Here is a 15,691-nt window from a genome sequence, read left to right as displayed (position 1 = left end):
ATGCGGATCAATTTTAAGCAAGCATTGTTACTGTTCGTATTGTTGTTTCCATTTTTAGGTTTGGCGCACGATGTTACAAGTGCAGACCAGGAAATACTCCATAATGGCGGATTGTGGGCCTATGTCCGTGTAGGGGCAACACATATGCTTACCGGATATGACCACCTACTTTTCCTCACCGGTGTGCTGTTCTTTTTAAATAGTTTTAAGGACATCTTAAAGTTCATCACTGTTTTTACCATAGGTCATTGTATAACGTTGATAGGGGCAACGTATGCAGGGATTACGGCAAATGAGCATTTGGTGGATGCTGTAATTGCCTTAAGCGTCTTATACAAAGGCTTTGAGAACTTGGGAGGCTTTGAAAAACTTAAAATCCAATCTCCTAATTTGCTCATGATGGTTGGTTTATTTGGTTTGATACATGGTTTCGGGCTTTCCACACGCTTGCAATCATTTGATATGGGGGAAGAGCAATTAATGGCCAAGATATTAGGCTTTAATCTTGGTGTGGAAATAGGTCAGATATTGGCTTTGATTCCAATTGTTTTTGTGATAACCACTTGCCGTAAGTACCCGCAGTTCCCTGCTTTTTATAAGGCGGTGAATTGGTATCTGGTACTTGCAGGCATTGGGTTATTCGCATATCAGATCTACGGTTACTTTGTGGGGCATTAATCATAGTTGAAGTAGCAAGGATGGATACCATCGATAGTTTTGATATCTGGTTGTGGACAGTTTTTGGTATTACTGGATTGATTTATCTATTGCTTCGAAGGAAAAAATTGATTGCCAAAGATGCCTCATCTATTGAAAAGCGATTGTTGATAGGACTGATTATGGCTTTGGTGATTTGGATATACTCACTTTTGTTTGACTAGAGACCTTATTTGACAACCAACAGGATATATCAGCGATTAACGTGGATGCCTCTGGTATTGACTTAGGGTGGTTCCAAAACGTATGAAACATGTTCTGGTATAATTTAAACTCCAATTTTGTAGAGGTATTCAATAGCCTCCGCTTCAATTCCTCTGTTTGACTGAACAAGATTTCAGCGCTGCCAATACTAATGAACGTAGGGGGTAAATCAGAAAGGGTTGAGTGTTCAATTGTCATGGGATACCTCGGGTTTTCAATCTTGCCCGCTAAATAGAGCCGGTAGCAATTGGTCACAAATGTTCGGTCTCCAACATCATTTCCAGCGTTGTAATTTATAGAGCCACTTGTCGCTAAAGGTTCAATCCACGGTGATACCAAAACGATAGCTTTAATACGTCCTTTAGCGGAAGGACCCAAGTTTCCATAAGTTGATAAAACCAAGGCCGCTCCCGCCGAATCTCCCATTAGGACGAGGTTTTTGTATGTGTTAACGAGATGATTTGTGATTTGTTCAGCACTTATATGCGCCTCCGGATATGTTTGCTCAGGAGCTTTTGGGTAATCGGGGATAAAAATGGTCGTATTGGCTGTAAGGCTTAAGGTTGATGTAAATTCTAGAGTAGCTTCTGGAGATCCCAATACGTATCCTCCACCATGAAAATACACAATGGCCGTATCTAAGTTTTTGTTTTCTTTTGGACTGATTTTCAAGCAATGTACTCCGTTGATATTTGTGGATTCAATAGTACTTTTTTTACCACCTTTAAGCTTTGGTGTGAGTTTTTGCGATAGCTTTTTGAGCCATGGTAACCCATGTTCATTTGAAGAAAGCAGGGTATATCGGCTAGTGGCCCAGATGATTTCGGTTTTTAAGGACCAATTCGGATATTTTTTGAGCTTGCGAAACCTACGGAAGATAACTTTTAAGCTTATGGATGTAAGATTCAGGAAGTACTTCAAATCATGCATACTTGTAAACTTTGGCATCAGTTTGCAGTACGGATTTAGCAACTTTCCAATTAGGAAATTCACCTGCCTTCAACGTTGCTACCCTAATTTCCTTAGCTAATGACTTGCTTTTGGAAATAGCGAGCAAATGATTCCCGCTATGGGCAAAGCTTTTTAGGTCTTCCTTATTTCTCCATAAGGTCATGGTGTAGTGCTTTGTCCAAAAACCAGTGGATTTGTAATTGATACAAGGAGTTCCTTTCAATTGATTTAGTACTCTAAACGAATTCATTGAAAGACGAAAGAACAATAAAGGGGAGCGGAGGTGTATACTTGTAATTACCAATATCATGTTTTCGAAGTTAAGGAACAGTCAGAAAATTCGCGGGGGTTGTCTATAAAATTCCCCGTGATCTTCTGACCTGATAGATTGCTAATTACCCTTGTAATATTCTCTTGTATTTCTAACAATTGAATAGGACAATTCTTGACTAGCATCACCATTATTGGTTAGAATTATGATTTCTAGATTTAAATCCGGGTTAATGGATAGGATGCTTCGGTAACCATCAAAACCTCCAATATGCCAGTAATCGTTGGAATCGGTTAAATTGATTTCTTGATGCCAGTAATTGGACCCAGTTCCAGTAATCCATCCTAAACCATAATCACCCAACCATGAAATTGAAGATGAAGGAAGAATCATAGAATTTAGCGTGGTCTCCATTACAATTTCATGTCTTAAAACCGCTTCAACAAAAAGGTTAAGGTCATTGATGGAACTAACAATGCCACTAGCCCCATAAATTAGGGAGTTAAAACCTTTAACCTTGATGAAATTGCCAAAATTAAGTGCGTAGTTATCGTTTCTATCCCCTAAATGTTCGTTTTCACTGATTACAAAAGTATTGCTCATGCCCAAAGGTGTAAAAATGTGGTTTGCCATGTATTCGGGGTAGGTTTCCCCACTAATTTTCTCAATAATCAAGGCGAGAAAAACATAGCCTGTGTTGGAATATTCGGCGGCAGAACCGGGTTCAAACAAAAGGTTTTCCAATCCAGAAATTGGTATTAGGTCAATCACCTGCGATGTGGTTAAATTGTCCAGGGCTGTAATATCTGTGTTGTCATCGATATAATCCAATAAACCAGTGCTGTGATCAAGTAATTGTTTTACGGTCATAGCAGTGTAAACATTTGGTAATTCTGGAAGGATATCCACGATTTTATCCTCTAAGGAAATCAAATCTTGTTCCACCAGTTGCATTATGGCCAATGCAGTGAAGGTTTTGGTAATAGATCCAATACGAAATCCTGTATTTGGATTTATTGGAAGGTTATCACTTATTCTGGCTAATCCCTTGGTTTGTTGATACGCCAATTGCCCATCTTTTTTAATCAATACGGCAAGACCAGGTTGATTGGCAGGTTGTCCCACAGATAGTATATCGTCTATTATGGACGTAAGGTTTTGGGGAGTTTCATTTATTCCTTCATTTTCGGTATCATCACTACTGCAACTTTGTAGGATAATCGTAGCGGATAGCATTAGAATTACAGAGAGGTGGGTTTTGAATCTTAGAAATTCAGTTTTCATTTTTAAGCACATTGTATCGTTTTTTATTTGGCGCAAATATCTATTCATGCCGCACGACAAATGCCTCATTCGGTAATTTGAGTCCTATTTAAAATGGTTTTTGGAACTAAGCTATCAAGTATCCTGAATACTTTTTTGGAAATCCTTGGGCGATTTGCCCTCGTAGTTTTTAAATACCCGATTCATGGACGCTTTTGAATTGAAACCACTCTCGATGCCCAAGGAAAGGATGGTGAATTTTCGGTGTTTCGGATCTGAGAGCAATTTCTTGAAGTATTCAACACGGTAACGGTTTACAAAATCGTAAAAATTGTTATTGGATTTGGAGTTGATTACTTGGGAGACCTTATGGACTGAAATATCCAAGGTTTTGGCGACATCATCTATTTTAAGTTGTGGCTCCAAAAAAACGTTTTCTTCATCAAAAAGCTGAACTATTTGTTGAAAATGTTTGTCTATGCTTAAGTCATCAAGGTTGGAGGATTGGTATTTTTCAATATTGGTGGGCTTGTGAATTGCATTGGGATTTTCAAAGTTCAAATCTGCAATTGAATATTGTCTAATTCCATTATAACAGAGATAAAACAATAACAGAACGAAGATTACGTATTCAATACCAAATGGGATTTCTATATTCTCAATAAATCCAAGGCTAAAACAAAGGAAAACTACAAAACCGGTGCAACTCAATCCCAGCAGTGCTACCGTAAAATTCCGGAACCAGTTTAAATTGATGTGTTCTATGCTGGAATGAACATTCTTGATCGCTAGGGTATAGAGATTCAGTTTTCGGGCTAGCCAAATCAACAGCACGATGACATAGATATACTGGGTTATGTAAAAGAATAATTGATAATCTGATGGTTTTTTAAATAAGGCTTCTGGCTTGATCATGGTGTTGTAATCATTGAAGACAAAAAGATCGAGAACCAAGAACACATTGTAAATCACGGGATATGCGAAAACCCAGAGCCAATTTCGTTGAAGCTTGTTTTTTCCGTCTAACAGAATGAGCCCATAAATGACCAGAACAGGAAAATAATAAGTGTTTAAAAAGAGGACAATCAAATAAATTCCAACAGAAGGCCAGTTCTCCATTAAAATCTGGGATGCAAGAATGCCCATAAAAAACAAGATAATAGCAATTAGGTATTTATCGCTTAGGACCTTGTTCTTTTTGTTGATGGTGAACATCAAGAAAATGGACAATATCGTCAAACCTATGACAATGGGAAAAATCATTCAGTTGAGGTCGGTTTTATTACGAACGAAAAAAAGGATAACTAAAAACCTAAAGTTCGATGAATTGCCTTTACAAACTTTAGGTTCTCGATATATTTCATGTATTCAAGGCATGTTTAAAATGCTTCTTCAAATAGTTCTTGTAGACTAGCCCAAGACTTAGCATCTGCATCTGCATCATAAGCTAACGGTAAATCGAACTTTTTACCGTTGGCATCTGCTTCCTTGCTGGTGAAACTGTGCAATACACCTGGGTACGCAATGTATTTGTAGTCTGCGTTTACAGAATCCAATGCATGTTTAAACGCCGTTATGGATTCAGCACTTATAAAAGGGTCGTCGGCTCCATTGCAGACCAAAATCTTTGCTTTTAGGTCGGTGCTAGGCATTATTGGTAACTGCACACCGCTGTGAAAAGCTGCTACTGCATCCAAATCCGCGCCAGAATTGGCCATGGTCAATACTACGCTGCCTCCAAAACAGTATCCGATCGCCGCTGTTTTCTCTACGTCTACGGATGCATGCGATTTTAATAAAGCCATTGCAGCATTAAACCGGGCCGTAGCTTCAGGTAGGTTGGACATTACGCTCATCGCAAATTTGCCGGCGTCTTCAGGATGCTCTGCTAATTTACCATCTCCATACATGTCAACCGCCAATGCCGTATATCCCAATTCTGCCAACATATCGGCACGTTGGCGCACATAGTTGTTGTGGCCCCACCATTCATGTACAATTAATACACCTGGGCGTTTTTCTGTGGCGTTGCTATCAAAAGCAATGTAACCTTTAAGGTTTGTTGAATCAGAAGCGTAAATCACTTCTTCTCCTTTAATTTCAACTGGAAGTTCTTCTGAAACTTCATTTGATTTTGGGGTTTGCTCGGATTTGGATTTACAAGACGCAAATACAATCAAACCTAAAACAAACATGAGGGTAAGGTATTTTTTCATTTTCTTGACTATTAGCTTTGTTTAAAGATAGTCAATTGTTAAAATTTCTCGTTCTAGCCAAGATTCAATGCTAATTGGGATTTAGCAAAACCATTAAGGTAGTCGCAAAATCAAAACGTAGGAATCCCTAGTTTGGAATCGTATTCAAAAAATTACTGATAAAGTACATACCTGGGTGGTGTAATATCATTTAACCGAAGATACACCAGTAGTTGACCTCTGTGATGTGTGATATGGTCGGCAAGTAATAGGAATATCTGCCGTTTGGTTCGAGTAAGTCCAAAATAATCAAGCTCCACTTTAAACGTATCCGTGTTGAATTGTTTGATGAAGGCTATGGATTCTTGAAACGTCTTGTTAATTGTCCGAATTATTTCTTCCTTGGATTTATTCGCAACCTTATAGCGTTTGTCCGTGTTCCAATCCCTGGATGCCCGTTCTCCCAACAGTGATTGTGTGTGCCAATCCATGGCATAGCCAATATGCATGAGGTTTTCGGCGAAAGTCAAAGATTCGTTTGAGGCCTTATAATCATATTTATCTTCAGGCATTAACCGGGCTACTTTCAAAAGGTATTCTCTGGAGTTTTCAAAACGATCTAAGTACTCGGTGATAAAATCAATTTGCTGTGCGGTAACTGTGGTTGCCAAAAAGTTGGTAAAAAAAATGGTAACGAATAATAGCTTAAGTTTCATATGCTCTCACTTTAAGGGTAAATAAACAGTAAAAACAGCAAGATCGTAAAGAATCTAGGTCTGAATTTGGTACTAGTACTTGAATTGGACAACGATGCTGATTATTCGTTAATTTAGGAGAAACTAATTCAATGGAAATAAGACAACGAATTAGAACTCATCACTTATGGCTTTGAATATGAAGCATCTAAAAAGTAAATCCATAGTCCTCCTTCTGTGTTGTGCCAGTGTTGTCTTAGTTGGTTATTTTATCCTTCGCCAGACCGAACGCCTACTGCGGGAAACTTTTGAAGATAAGGTCGTGATGATAAGTGATTCGTCAGCCTTCAAAGTCACGCATGGAGGATTGGATATTTCCATTGTGAAACAGTCCTTTGAGTTAAAGGATGTACTTATTTTGCCAGATTCTTTACCTCAGGATAAACAAATCTCTCAATCCCATATTGCAATAGCTTCCGTTAAAGCGATTGATTTTGATTTATTTCCCTTACTCTTTCGTAAACAACTAAATATAGGACAGATTGATATTAATGGCTTGGAATTGACGTACCATAAAGGTCAGATGAAAAAACCTAAACCCAATAGTTCTGTACTTCGAAAAAGTAAAAAAGAGAATCAACTAAGTAAAGTGGAAATTGCGAGCATTTCGATTACGGATTACCACATCACAAAATTGAGTGATAATCTCAAAGATTCGCTCTCAACATTAAAAGGGGAGACGCTTACCATTACCGATGTAAATTTTGAAAAACCGATTGACAAAAAACGGCTCCGATTGAATCCCTCTCAACTAGGATTGAGCGCGACCAAGCTTTTTGGAACACTTGGCGGCACCGAAGTGAAACTCCCGAAATTCCATTTCAATTGTGAACAAGGGAGTGCTAGTTTAGAGGGGCTGCAAATTGGAAACCCTGATTTGTTAAGAAAAAAGACAGAGCGGCAGCAATTCAATACACCTGTTAATTCAGTTCAAATTCCTGAGATGAATTTCTATGGGATTCAAACGAAAAGCTTATTGGAATCCAAGAACATCCTTGCAGATAGTTTGGTAATTGATGAGGCTGTTTTTACCATTGTAAAGAATACAGCCAAACCATGGAACACGAATAAAACCATTGCACTGCCCCATCATCTACTGCGAAATACAAGACCAAAAGTACGTCTGGAAAAGCTTTTGATGCATGACGCCGTTCTGGGCTACAAAGAATACCATAATGCAAAAGAAATGCATCTTCCTATAGATCAAATTGAACTTGTAGTTGATAATCTGGGATGGAATAATGATAGTAAAAAGGAGAATGCTATGAAGGTGGATATTACAGGAAGAATGTTCGATGACTTTTTGGTTAATATGAAAATTAACTTTCCAGATCCTATGGAAAGTGATAGGTTTCAATTTACGGGTTCCACCGATTCCTTCAATTTTGAAACCTTCAACCCCATTATGGTGCCCACTTCCAATATTAAATTTGAGTCGGGAAGGGTACAACGAATCAATTTTAATGGAACCGGCAATGCCGATGAAACTTCAGGGGAATTTGTTATGGTCTATGATAATTTGACCACCACAGTTTTACGACATAAGGACCAACGTAAAAACAAAACGTTTTCTTGGTTGGCCAATACCGCAGTGCGCAAGGAAAACCCGAAACATGGGAAGCTTAAGATTGCCCAAATGGAATATCAACGTGTTCCTTATAAAGGATTTGGCAATTATATGTTCAAGACTATAGAGTCCGGTCTTATTAATTCGGTTTATCCTTTTGGGAAACGTAAAGCATATCGTTGATAACGCTATTGACCCGTCGCCAATAACCCATATCAACCTGCTTCCTTGCGCAGTACTTCCAATGGCGGACTTTGAAGGACACTTTTACTATTTAACATGCCGATTAGCAGTACTAAGAGTATGATGCTAGGAAGGACTACTACAAACGGAATGATTGAAGGTGAAAAACTGGTTTCAAAGACAAATTGTGCCAATAAAAGACTGCCCAAAAGTGAAAGTACAATCCCGATTCCGCCACCTAAAAGGCCCAAATAGAAATACTCCAAGGCTGTTATTCGCAAAATTTGCTTGCTTTTGGCACCTAAAGTTCGCAACAACACATTTTCTTTTATTCTTTGATACTTGCTATTCCGTACAGATCCAATTAGGACAATGACTCCCGTGAGGATACTAAAAAATGCCATAAAGTTGATGACCCATGCAATCTTGCTTAGGATTCCTTCTATTACGGTAAACAATTGGCGTAAATCAATTATGGAGACGGATGGGAATTTGCGGACAAGCTCCCGTTGTAAAGAAGCAGATTTGTTCGCATCCGGCGCATTCGTAGTCAATACGTGAAATTGCGGCGCCTCCTCTAAAATCCCAGAGGGGAAAAGGATGTTGAAATTGATTTGCATTCGGGCCCAATCCAACGAACGAAGATGTGCGACTTGAGTTTCCATCAATACACCCTGAACATTAAAAACTAGAGTGTCACCCAATTTGACTTTTGCATCGGCGGCAACATTTTCAGACAACGAAATCGGGATAAGCCCATTGTCTTTTCGTTCAAGTGGCCAAGTTCCTTCCACTGTCTGTTCGGATGCAATCAACGTATCTCTATACGTCACACGAAACTCATGAAATAATACCCATCGATTTTGTAATGCTGTTGTATCCAAAATTAGCTCACGTACCGGACGGTCCTTTATTTGATGCATCCGCATCGTGATTATAGGAATGTTGTTCAATACTTTCAGGCCTGATGCTTCTATACTTGTGGCAGCCTCAAGTTTTTCTTCGGACTGTACGTCCATCAAAACAAGGTTTGGGGTGTTTTCTGAAGTATCCAGTGAAACCTGGGATAAAAGAATGTCTTTAGTGAAATATAGGGTGCTAATAAGAAAAGTACCTACACCAATAGCCAAAATCAACACCGAAGTTTGATTGTTTGGACGATATAGATTCAATAGGCTCTGTCTTGATGTAAATCCCCAGGAAGTGGGGAAAAATCTCTTAATTGCCCGCATAAAAAGCGTGGCAACCCCTCCTAGAAGCGCAAAGACGACAATGATGCCAAGGACAAAATACAATGCATACTTAACATTCCCCAACAACCAAAACGAGAAGGCAAATACAAATACGATGATTGCAAGGACTACCCACAACTGTAATTTTCGCGATTTGGGGTTTTTGGTATTGTCAACCCTAAGTACCTGTAATGGTGAAACAAACCAGGTATTCAAAAGCGGCATCAATGCAAATAATACGGCCAACATTATACCTAAAATTAAGCCGGAAAACAAGGCTTGGGGAACTAGTGATATTTCGACTTCAAAAGGCAAAAAGCCCTGTAGCAATAAAGGAAAGGATTGCTGAAGGATTAAACCTCCAAATATCCCAAGTACACCGCCAACCAAGCCCATTCCAGCGACTTGTAGCAGATAAATCAAGAAGGTTTGTTTGCGTGTTGCACCAATGCATTTCAATACCGCCACTGAACGCAGTTTTTCCCTAATATGGATGTGTACCGAACTGGCCACACCTACGCAACCTAACAAGAGGGCAATAAATGCCATTAGATTTAAAAACTTACCGAAATTATCATAGCTTCGACCGAGTTGGGCAGCAGTACTCATATGTGTATCCAAATCCGCATTTTCAACATCTAATTGGGGGTCTACAATATCCTCAAGCTCCTGTAAATCTTGTTCTGGTTCTGCCACAAAGTAGAAATCGTAACCTACTCGACTACCCATTTGAATCAATCCGGTGCCTTCTACAGCTTCATATGGGATAATAACTGGTGGTGCTATGGATGCTCCTATTCCAGAAGTTCCTGGGGCTGAAATCAATGTACCTTGAATGGGAAACATGGAATTTCCAAGCTTTATTGAGTCACCAACGCTCAAACCGTATTGTAGCATAAGCGTGGCGTCCACCAATGCGCTGCCGGATTTTTGATAATTCTGAGCAGCATCAGTAGGCTTGGTTTCCAGTTCGCCATAAAATGGGTATTCCCCTTCAATGCCCCTTACGCCCACTAATTTGGCATCTCCATTTTTTGGGAAAACAGCCATAGAAGGAAATCCAACTGAACGCCCATCAGCACCCCCTAAAGAATCAATAATTGCCTTGACCTTTTCATTGGGGGGTTGGTTACTGTCAATAACGAAATCGGCTCCCATCAAGGTTTTGGATTGCAAGGCAATGTTTTCTTCCAGATTTTCACTGAAAGATTGGATGGATACTACCGCAGCAATGCCTAAAATGATGGAGGCCGTGAATAACAGTAGACGTCCTCCACTGGCTTTACTATCCCGCCAAGCCATTTTAGCCAACCATTTCCAACCTGCACCGGATTGTTTGTCAACAGAATGCTTCAATTCTCAATCAAAATTTCGTTCGATATTACTTTTCCTCCGCGTAAACGCAATTGATAGTTGCATTTTTGTGCCAATTCCAGATCATGGGACACTATTACCAAAGTTGTTCCGGCCTCTTGGTTGAGTTCAAATAACAACTGAACGATTCGGTCACCAGTGTCTTGGTCAAGATTTCCAGTTGGTTCATCGGCAAACAATATAGCAGGGTTGTTGGAAAATGCTCGTGCCAGGGCGACACGTTGTTGTTCACCACCAGATAGCTGTGAAGGATAATGATGCATTCGGTCAGTCAATCCAACTTTACCTAATAGTTCCTTGCCAATTTTGGTCGGATTTTTCGCTCCTTGAAGCTCTAATGGTACTACTACATTTTCAAGGGCTGTAAGGGTAGGGAGCAACTGAAAATTTTGAAAAATAAAGCCCACTTTTTCGTTGCGCAATCGGGCACGTTCATCTTCATTCAAACTTCCCATATTTACCCCTGACAACTCCACTGTTCCTGCATCAGGATGGTCTAAACCGGCACAAAGACCCAATAAGGTGGTTTTTCCACTACCCGAAGGTCCAATTATTGCAAAGGTCTCACCCGAATCAATGCTAAAACTGACATCATCCAAGACTGTTAATTGTTTTGAACCACTCGTGTACGTCTTCCCAAGATGCGCTACGTTTAATATCTTTGACATAGTACTAACACTTCCTTTATACTTAAGTTGGGAAATTAGGTAAATGATTTTATTTCAAGACCTTTATCATATGCAATACCTCTTAAAGTTTCGTTATTTTTTTATTTTTTGCTTCCTGATTTCCTGTCGGGATACTCCAAAATCGACTATGCCGGCATCAGAGGCAACTGTAACCGAGGAAATAGTGGATACCGAAGAAGTTGCCGAAAAGGTTATTTTGTTTTTTGGCGATAGTTTGACGGCGGGGTATGGTTTAGAGCTTGAAGAAGCTTTTCCAGCACTTATTCAAAATAGGTTGGACTCACTGGGACTTGATTATACCGTAATCAATTCTGGGCTCAGTGGGGAGACCACAGCTGGAGGGCGTAACCGTTTGAGTTGGGTATTGAGTCAAAAAGTAGATGTGTTTGTACTGGAATTGGGCGCCAACGATGGACTTCGAGGAATTCCTTTAGTGGAAACCCGTAAAAATCTACAAGCTATTATTGATGTGGTCAAGGATAAGAACAGTGCTACGAAAATTGTATTGGCCGGGATGCAAATACCACCCAATATGGGGCCGGAATATACCACCGAGTTTCGCAAAATTTTTCCGGAATTAGCAGAGGAAAACCAAATTGCGTTGATTCCTTTTTTATTGGAGGGAGTTGCTGGAATTCCAGAACTGAACTTAGAAGATGGTATTCACCCTACTTCCAAGGGTCATCAAATTGTAAGAGAGAATGTATGGTCTGTTTTAAATACGATGCTTGAGTAGGTAGTTGAACTACACTGGATAATTCCTATTTAGGTAATTCGCTTTTCCATTTCTCAAAAGTTTGGATTAATTCATTATCGGTCAGAGGATAAAGTCCTTGTACTTTGCTCCCCTTTTTTAATTCTTTTACTACAAATTCTTCGTAAATAGCCATTTGTTTGCATTCTTGGGCTACGCGATTAGCCAAATTTGATGGGATAACCATGACACCATCTAAATCCCCAACAATATAATCACCTGGAAAAACGGCAACCTCTCCACATGCTATGGGTTCGTTCAAAGCGATGGCGTGATGCAATGTTAAATTAGTTGGTGCGGATGGTCTAGTATGAAATGCGTGAATATCCAAGTTGCCTATTTCTTGTGTATCTCGAAACCCCCCATCTGTAACTATACCTTCGACACCTCTTTGTAGTAAACGAGTAACAAGAATTGAGCCAGCTGAAGCTGCCCTGGCATCCCTTCTACTATCTATTACCAGTACATGGCCTTTGGGACATTGTTCTATTGCCAATCGTTGCAGGTGTTTGGGGTCTTTAAAAACTTCTATTGGATTTAAATCTTCGCGTGCTGGAATGTACCTAAGTGTATAAGCACGACCAACCATTGGTGTGCCTTTGTAGTTTATTGGGCGAACATTTTGAATAAATTGATGCTTCAGTCCAAGTTTAAACAAACAAGTTGCAATTGAGGCCGTGTTTGTATTCTTCAATAAGACCTCTATTTCTGTTGATTCTTTCATTCTAGGAAGTTTTAAGTGGCTGATTGGATGGTTTTTTTGTTAAAATTTTGGATGTTTCACAAATATACATATATTTGGTTAACCAAACTGGTAAACCAATTTTAAATGATGACTACAAAATACGTCGAAAGAGGAATACTGGGTTGGTGCACCACTCTTAAAACGAATAGAGTGAATAGTTTAAAAAGTCCATACCATAACTAACAGGTTCTAATAGTTAAACTTTATGAAATATTATATCCACAACTTGAATATCAAGAATAGCATAATGATACTTGGAATCCTGCTGGTGTTTAATTCTTGCTTAAATCAAAAAAAGCAAGAGCAGTATGGAGATACTAAAAATGTTGCGACCGGAGTTTCAGCAAATGACGTGATTCCTTTTTTCGAGCATTGGAACCTCATACTTGGAGATGGTTCAAATGTAGGTCAAGCAAGCACCTATAAAAATGAAGATTTCTTTTACACTGCAAATGATAATAGTGAAGATTGGGTGGTATTTAAGTCACCAAATGCTGGAAATACCCATGGTACATCCAATAATACTAGAACTGAGTTGGCACAATTGAAAAAATGGATGCCAAATACGGAGGATGCGCAGATGAACGCAACCTTGAAGGTAATGAATGTGTCTAAAACTGGAGACGCAAGTGTTGCTGCTACATATTCAGTAGTGGTGGGTCAAATTCATAGTGCAGATGGACATGAAAATGAACCTTTAAAAATATTTTACAAGAAATTCCCCGGTCATACCAAAGGCTCCGTTTTTTGGAACTATGAAATTAACACTGACGGGAATGATAATTCTAAACGCTGGGATTACTCATATCCAATATGGGGCTATGATTTTTCGGTAGTTGGATCCTCGTCAAATACCTATCCACCAGAACCTTCAGATGGAATAGAACTTGGTGAGGCGTTCAGTTATGAAGTAATAGTCCGGAACGGTGTTATGTACCTAACTTTTAAAAGTGAAGGGCATGAAACCAAGACCTTCACAAAAAATCTTGTAAACTCAGAATACAAAGATCGGGCGGCAATACCCAGACAAGTACAGGAATTGTTTGTGCCAATTGGGCAAGATGGCGTGGAACGTGAGAATGCCTATGAAGGTGAGGGACTGTTTTTTAAACTTGGTTGCTACAATCAAACAAATGGGAAAGATCCAAAGGTTAATAAAGTATGGTGTTCAGGAGCGGAGACCCATCAAGGAGATATTCAAAAGCAATATTTTGATGGGAATTACGCAGAGGTGTGGTTTAAATCTGCAGCCATCCAAATAAGTAAAGATGCAGTTTCCAATGCGGGCTATTTTGAAGCTAATGATGGCCTTAGTTCAAAAACGGTTTACCCTAGCGAAGTGATTCCTTTCATGGACAAGTTCAAAATATTGATGGGTGATGGTACCCATGTTGAAGAACTAATAGATTTTAAACACAAAGATTTCTTCTATACCGTTATTGATGGTACAAGACGATGGGTGGTCTATAAAACACCTAATTCTGGTGTAACCTCAAAAAACTCAAGCAATACAAGAACCGAATTGCATGAAAAAAGGGAATGGACACCAGAAGAAGGTGGTAATTTAACAGGTACTTGCAAGGTTATGCAAGTATCCACATCAGGTGATGCTAGGGTCGCTGCGTCATATGCAACTGTAGTTGGTCAGATTCATAGTGGTGAGGGGCATGAAAATGAACCACTTAAAATATTCTACAAGAAGTTTCCTGGACACGATAAAGGCTCCGTTTTCTGGAATTATGAAATCAATACTGAAGGTGATAATTCTAAGCGATGGGATTATTCAACACCAGTGTGGGGATATGATATGTCAGTGATTGGAAAGACTAAAGATGGCTATCCTGCCGAACCCAAATATGGTATCGAATTAGGGGAAGAATTTAGTTATGAGGTAAATGTTTATGAAGGGATTATGTATTTAACGTTTACCAGTGAAGGACACGAAACCAAAAAGTTTGCAAAAAACTTAATCCAATCGGAATATGTGACTCACGCGGATTTACCAGCTCAAGTCGAGAAATTATTTGTACCAATAGGTCAAGACGGTACAGAAAGATCTTCTGCCTATAAAGGCGAGTTAGGGTACTTTAAGCAAGGTGCATACAATCAAACCAATGGGAAAAGTCCTGATGATAACCTAGTTTGGTTTGCAGGTGCGGAAACCTACGGAGGAGATATTGCCAGACAATACGAGAATGGTTGTTATACAGAAGTTTGGTTTAGGGATGCTACTGTAGGCCCGGGTAAACCACAACAAGGAACCGATGAATAATAGCAAATGACAAAATAAAACTGATAATAGTACAGAATCTAATCAATATGAAAACATTTGGAACAAGTAAGGAATTTATTAATGGAGAAGACCTGGATTGGGAAGTGGTGGGTGATGGGTTGAAAAGAAAAATCATGGGGTTTGATGACAAAATAATGTTGGTTAAGGTCCATTTTGAAATTGGTGCTGTTGGGCAAATGCATGAACACTATCACTCTCAAGTCACCTATGTGGAGAGTGGCAGTTTTGACGTTACTATCAATGGCCAAACGAAAACCTTAAAAGGGGGAGACTCATTCTACATACCACCACATGCCATGCACGGGGCAATTTGCACAGAAGCCGGAGTGTTAATAGATGTTTTTAGTCCCATCCGAGAAGACTTTATGCAAGATCAATAAAAAGTCTAAGTGATTTTTGCCAGAAAGCAAGTTCATTGACGCATAAATCTTCAAATAGTTAAAAATTTAACATACTAATTGGTTTAGGTATTTTTTTTTAACCTATCAATAACATATA

Annotated in this window: 14 protein-coding genes; 5 read left to right on the top strand and 9 right to left on the bottom strand. The window is 39.3% G+C overall.

What is annotated here, in order from left to right; genetic code table 11:
- The gene (locus M3P19_RS06905) at window positions 1–678 is read left to right on the top strand and encodes a HupE/UreJ family protein (RefSeq protein WP_249656920.1); all 678 of its coding nucleotides are present in this window, start codon (window positions 1–3) and stop codon (window positions 676–678) included.
- Window positions 679–837: 159 nt separating this feature from the next.
- On the opposite strand, the gene M3P19_RS06900 is transcribed toward M3P19_RS06905, so the two are convergent.
- From M3P19_RS06900 to M3P19_RS06875, 6 genes are all read right to left on the bottom strand, one after another.
- A complete protein-coding gene (locus M3P19_RS06900) occupies window positions 838–1,869 on the bottom strand; it encodes an alpha/beta hydrolase (protein WP_249656919.1) in 1,032 nt (343 codons plus the stop codon).
- The gene (locus M3P19_RS06895; protein WP_249656918.1) at window positions 1,844–2,182 is read right to left on the bottom strand and encodes a DUF3291 domain-containing protein; all 339 of its coding nucleotides are present in this window, start codon (window positions 2,180–2,182) and stop codon (window positions 1,844–1,846) included. Before M3P19_RS06895 ends, M3P19_RS06900 begins: the two co-directional genes overlap by 26 nt.
- Window positions 2,183–2,263: 81 nt before the next feature.
- Entirely contained in the window at window positions 2,264–3,427 is a 1,164-nt protein-coding gene (locus M3P19_RS06890) for a serine hydrolase domain-containing protein (RefSeq protein WP_249656917.1), read from the bottom strand.
- Between the two features lie 114 nt (window positions 3,428–3,541).
- Window positions 3,542–4,669, bottom strand: a complete 1,128-nt coding sequence (locus M3P19_RS06885; protein ID WP_249656916.1) for a helix-turn-helix domain-containing protein — start codon at window positions 4,667–4,669, stop codon at window positions 3,542–3,544.
- A 116-nt stretch (window positions 4,670–4,785) separates the two neighbouring features.
- Complete coding sequence (locus M3P19_RS06880) at window positions 4,786–5,622, bottom strand: dienelactone hydrolase family protein (RefSeq protein WP_249656915.1); 837 nt, start codon at window positions 5,620–5,622, stop codon at window positions 4,786–4,788.
- 152 nt (window positions 5,623–5,774) lie between these two features.
- Window positions 5,775–6,317 (bottom strand): DinB family protein, encoded by a 543-nt coding sequence (locus M3P19_RS06875; RefSeq protein WP_249656914.1) that lies wholly within the window; start codon window positions 6,315–6,317, stop codon window positions 5,775–5,777.
- A 166-nt stretch (window positions 6,318–6,483) separates the two neighbouring features.
- On the opposite strand from M3P19_RS06875, the gene M3P19_RS06870 reads away from it, so the two are divergent.
- The gene (locus tag M3P19_RS06870) at window positions 6,484–8,106 is read left to right on the top strand and encodes an AsmA family protein (protein ID WP_249656913.1); all 1,623 of its coding nucleotides are present in this window, start codon (window positions 6,484–6,486) and stop codon (window positions 8,104–8,106) included.
- A gap of 32 nt (window positions 8,107–8,138) precedes the next feature.
- On the opposite strand, the gene M3P19_RS06865 is transcribed toward M3P19_RS06870, so the two are convergent.
- Both M3P19_RS06865 and M3P19_RS06860 read right to left on the bottom strand, forming a co-directional pair.
- Window positions 8,139–10,640: an ABC transporter permease gene (locus M3P19_RS06865; RefSeq protein ID WP_249657824.1), complete on the bottom strand. Its 2,502-nt coding sequence runs from the start codon at window positions 10,638–10,640 to the stop codon at window positions 8,139–8,141.
- Between the two features lie 50 nt (window positions 10,641–10,690).
- Window positions 10,691–11,380 carry an ABC transporter ATP-binding protein gene (locus M3P19_RS06860; RefSeq protein WP_249656912.1) on the bottom strand — a complete coding sequence of 230 codons (690 nt, stop codon included), beginning with the start codon at window positions 11,378–11,380 and terminating at the stop codon, window positions 10,691–10,693.
- A 148-nt stretch (window positions 11,381–11,528) separates the two neighbouring features.
- On the opposite strand from M3P19_RS06860, the gene M3P19_RS06855 reads away from it, so the two are divergent.
- Complete coding sequence (locus M3P19_RS06855; RefSeq protein ID WP_249656911.1) at window positions 11,529–12,137, top strand: arylesterase; 609 nt, start codon at window positions 11,529–11,531, stop codon at window positions 12,135–12,137.
- 25 nt (window positions 12,138–12,162) lie between these two features.
- Here the strand turns inward: M3P19_RS06855 and M3P19_RS06850 are convergent, their stop codons facing one another.
- Window positions 12,163–12,879, bottom strand: coding sequence for a ribonuclease activity regulator RraA (locus M3P19_RS06850; protein ID WP_249656910.1), 717 nt, complete (start codon window positions 12,877–12,879; stop codon window positions 12,163–12,165).
- A gap of 226 nt (window positions 12,880–13,105) precedes the next feature.
- Here M3P19_RS06850 and M3P19_RS16945 point away from each other — a divergent pair, with 226 nt between their 5' ends.
- Window positions 13,106–15,172, top strand: a complete 2,067-nt coding sequence (locus M3P19_RS16945) for a polysaccharide lyase family 7 protein (RefSeq protein ID WP_313791616.1) — start codon at window positions 13,106–13,108, stop codon at window positions 15,170–15,172.
- 47 nt (window positions 15,173–15,219) lie between these two features.
- The gene (locus tag M3P19_RS06835) at window positions 15,220–15,573 is read left to right on the top strand and encodes a cupin domain-containing protein (RefSeq protein ID WP_249656909.1); all 354 of its coding nucleotides are present in this window, start codon (window positions 15,220–15,222) and stop codon (window positions 15,571–15,573) included.
- Window positions 15,574–15,691: the final 118 nt, after the last annotated feature.

Origin of the sequence: Flagellimonas spongiicola, from assembly GCF_023502425.1 — a bacterium.
GTDB classification, from domain to species: Bacteria; Bacteroidota; Bacteroidia; order Flavobacteriales; family Flavobacteriaceae; genus Flagellimonas; species Flagellimonas spongiicola.
This window is presented reverse-complemented; position numbering and strand designations above follow the sequence as displayed.

Bases quoted from the DNA above. Each gene is read 5' to 3' on its own strand.
- M3P19_RS06905 (WP_249656920.1), top strand. From the start codon at position 1: ATGCGGATCAATTTTAAGCAAGCATTGTTACTGTTCGTATTGTTGTTT.
- M3P19_RS06900 (WP_249656919.1), bottom strand. From the start codon at position 1,869: ATGCCAAAGTTTACAAGTATGCATGATTTGAAGTACTTCCTGAATCTT.
- M3P19_RS06895 (WP_249656918.1), bottom strand. From the start codon at position 2,182: ATGATATTGGTAATTACAAGTATACACCTCCGCTCCCCTTTATTGTTC.
- M3P19_RS06890 (WP_249656917.1), bottom strand. From the start codon at position 3,427: ATGAAAACTGAATTTCTAAGATTCAAAACCCACCTCTCTGTAATTCTA.
- M3P19_RS06885 (WP_249656916.1), bottom strand. From the start codon at position 4,669: ATGATTTTTCCCATTGTCATAGGTTTGACGATATTGTCCATTTTCTTG.
- M3P19_RS06880 (WP_249656915.1), bottom strand. From the start codon at position 5,622: ATGAAAAAATACCTTACCCTCATGTTTGTTTTAGGTTTGATTGTATTT.
- M3P19_RS06875 (WP_249656914.1), bottom strand. From the start codon at position 6,317: ATGAAACTTAAGCTATTATTCGTTACCATTTTTTTTACCAACTTTTTG.
- M3P19_RS06870 (WP_249656913.1), top strand. From the start codon at position 6,484: ATGGCTTTGAATATGAAGCATCTAAAAAGTAAATCCATAGTCCTCCTT.
- M3P19_RS06865 (WP_249657824.1), bottom strand. From the start codon at position 10,640: ATGGCTTGGCGGGATAGTAAAGCCAGTGGAGGACGTCTACTGTTATTC.
- M3P19_RS06860 (WP_249656912.1), bottom strand. From the start codon at position 11,380: ATGTCAAAGATATTAAACGTAGCGCATCTTGGGAAGACGTACACGAGT.
- M3P19_RS06855 (WP_249656911.1), top strand. From the start codon at position 11,529: ATGCCGGCATCAGAGGCAACTGTAACCGAGGAAATAGTGGATACCGAA.
- M3P19_RS06850 (WP_249656910.1), bottom strand. From the start codon at position 12,879: ATGAAAGAATCAACAGAAATAGAGGTCTTATTGAAGAATACAAACACG.
- M3P19_RS16945 (WP_313791616.1), top strand. From the start codon at position 13,106: ATGAAATATTATATCCACAACTTGAATATCAAGAATAGCATAATGATA.
- M3P19_RS06835 (WP_249656909.1), top strand. From the start codon at position 15,220: ATGAAAACATTTGGAACAAGTAAGGAATTTATTAATGGAGAAGACCTG.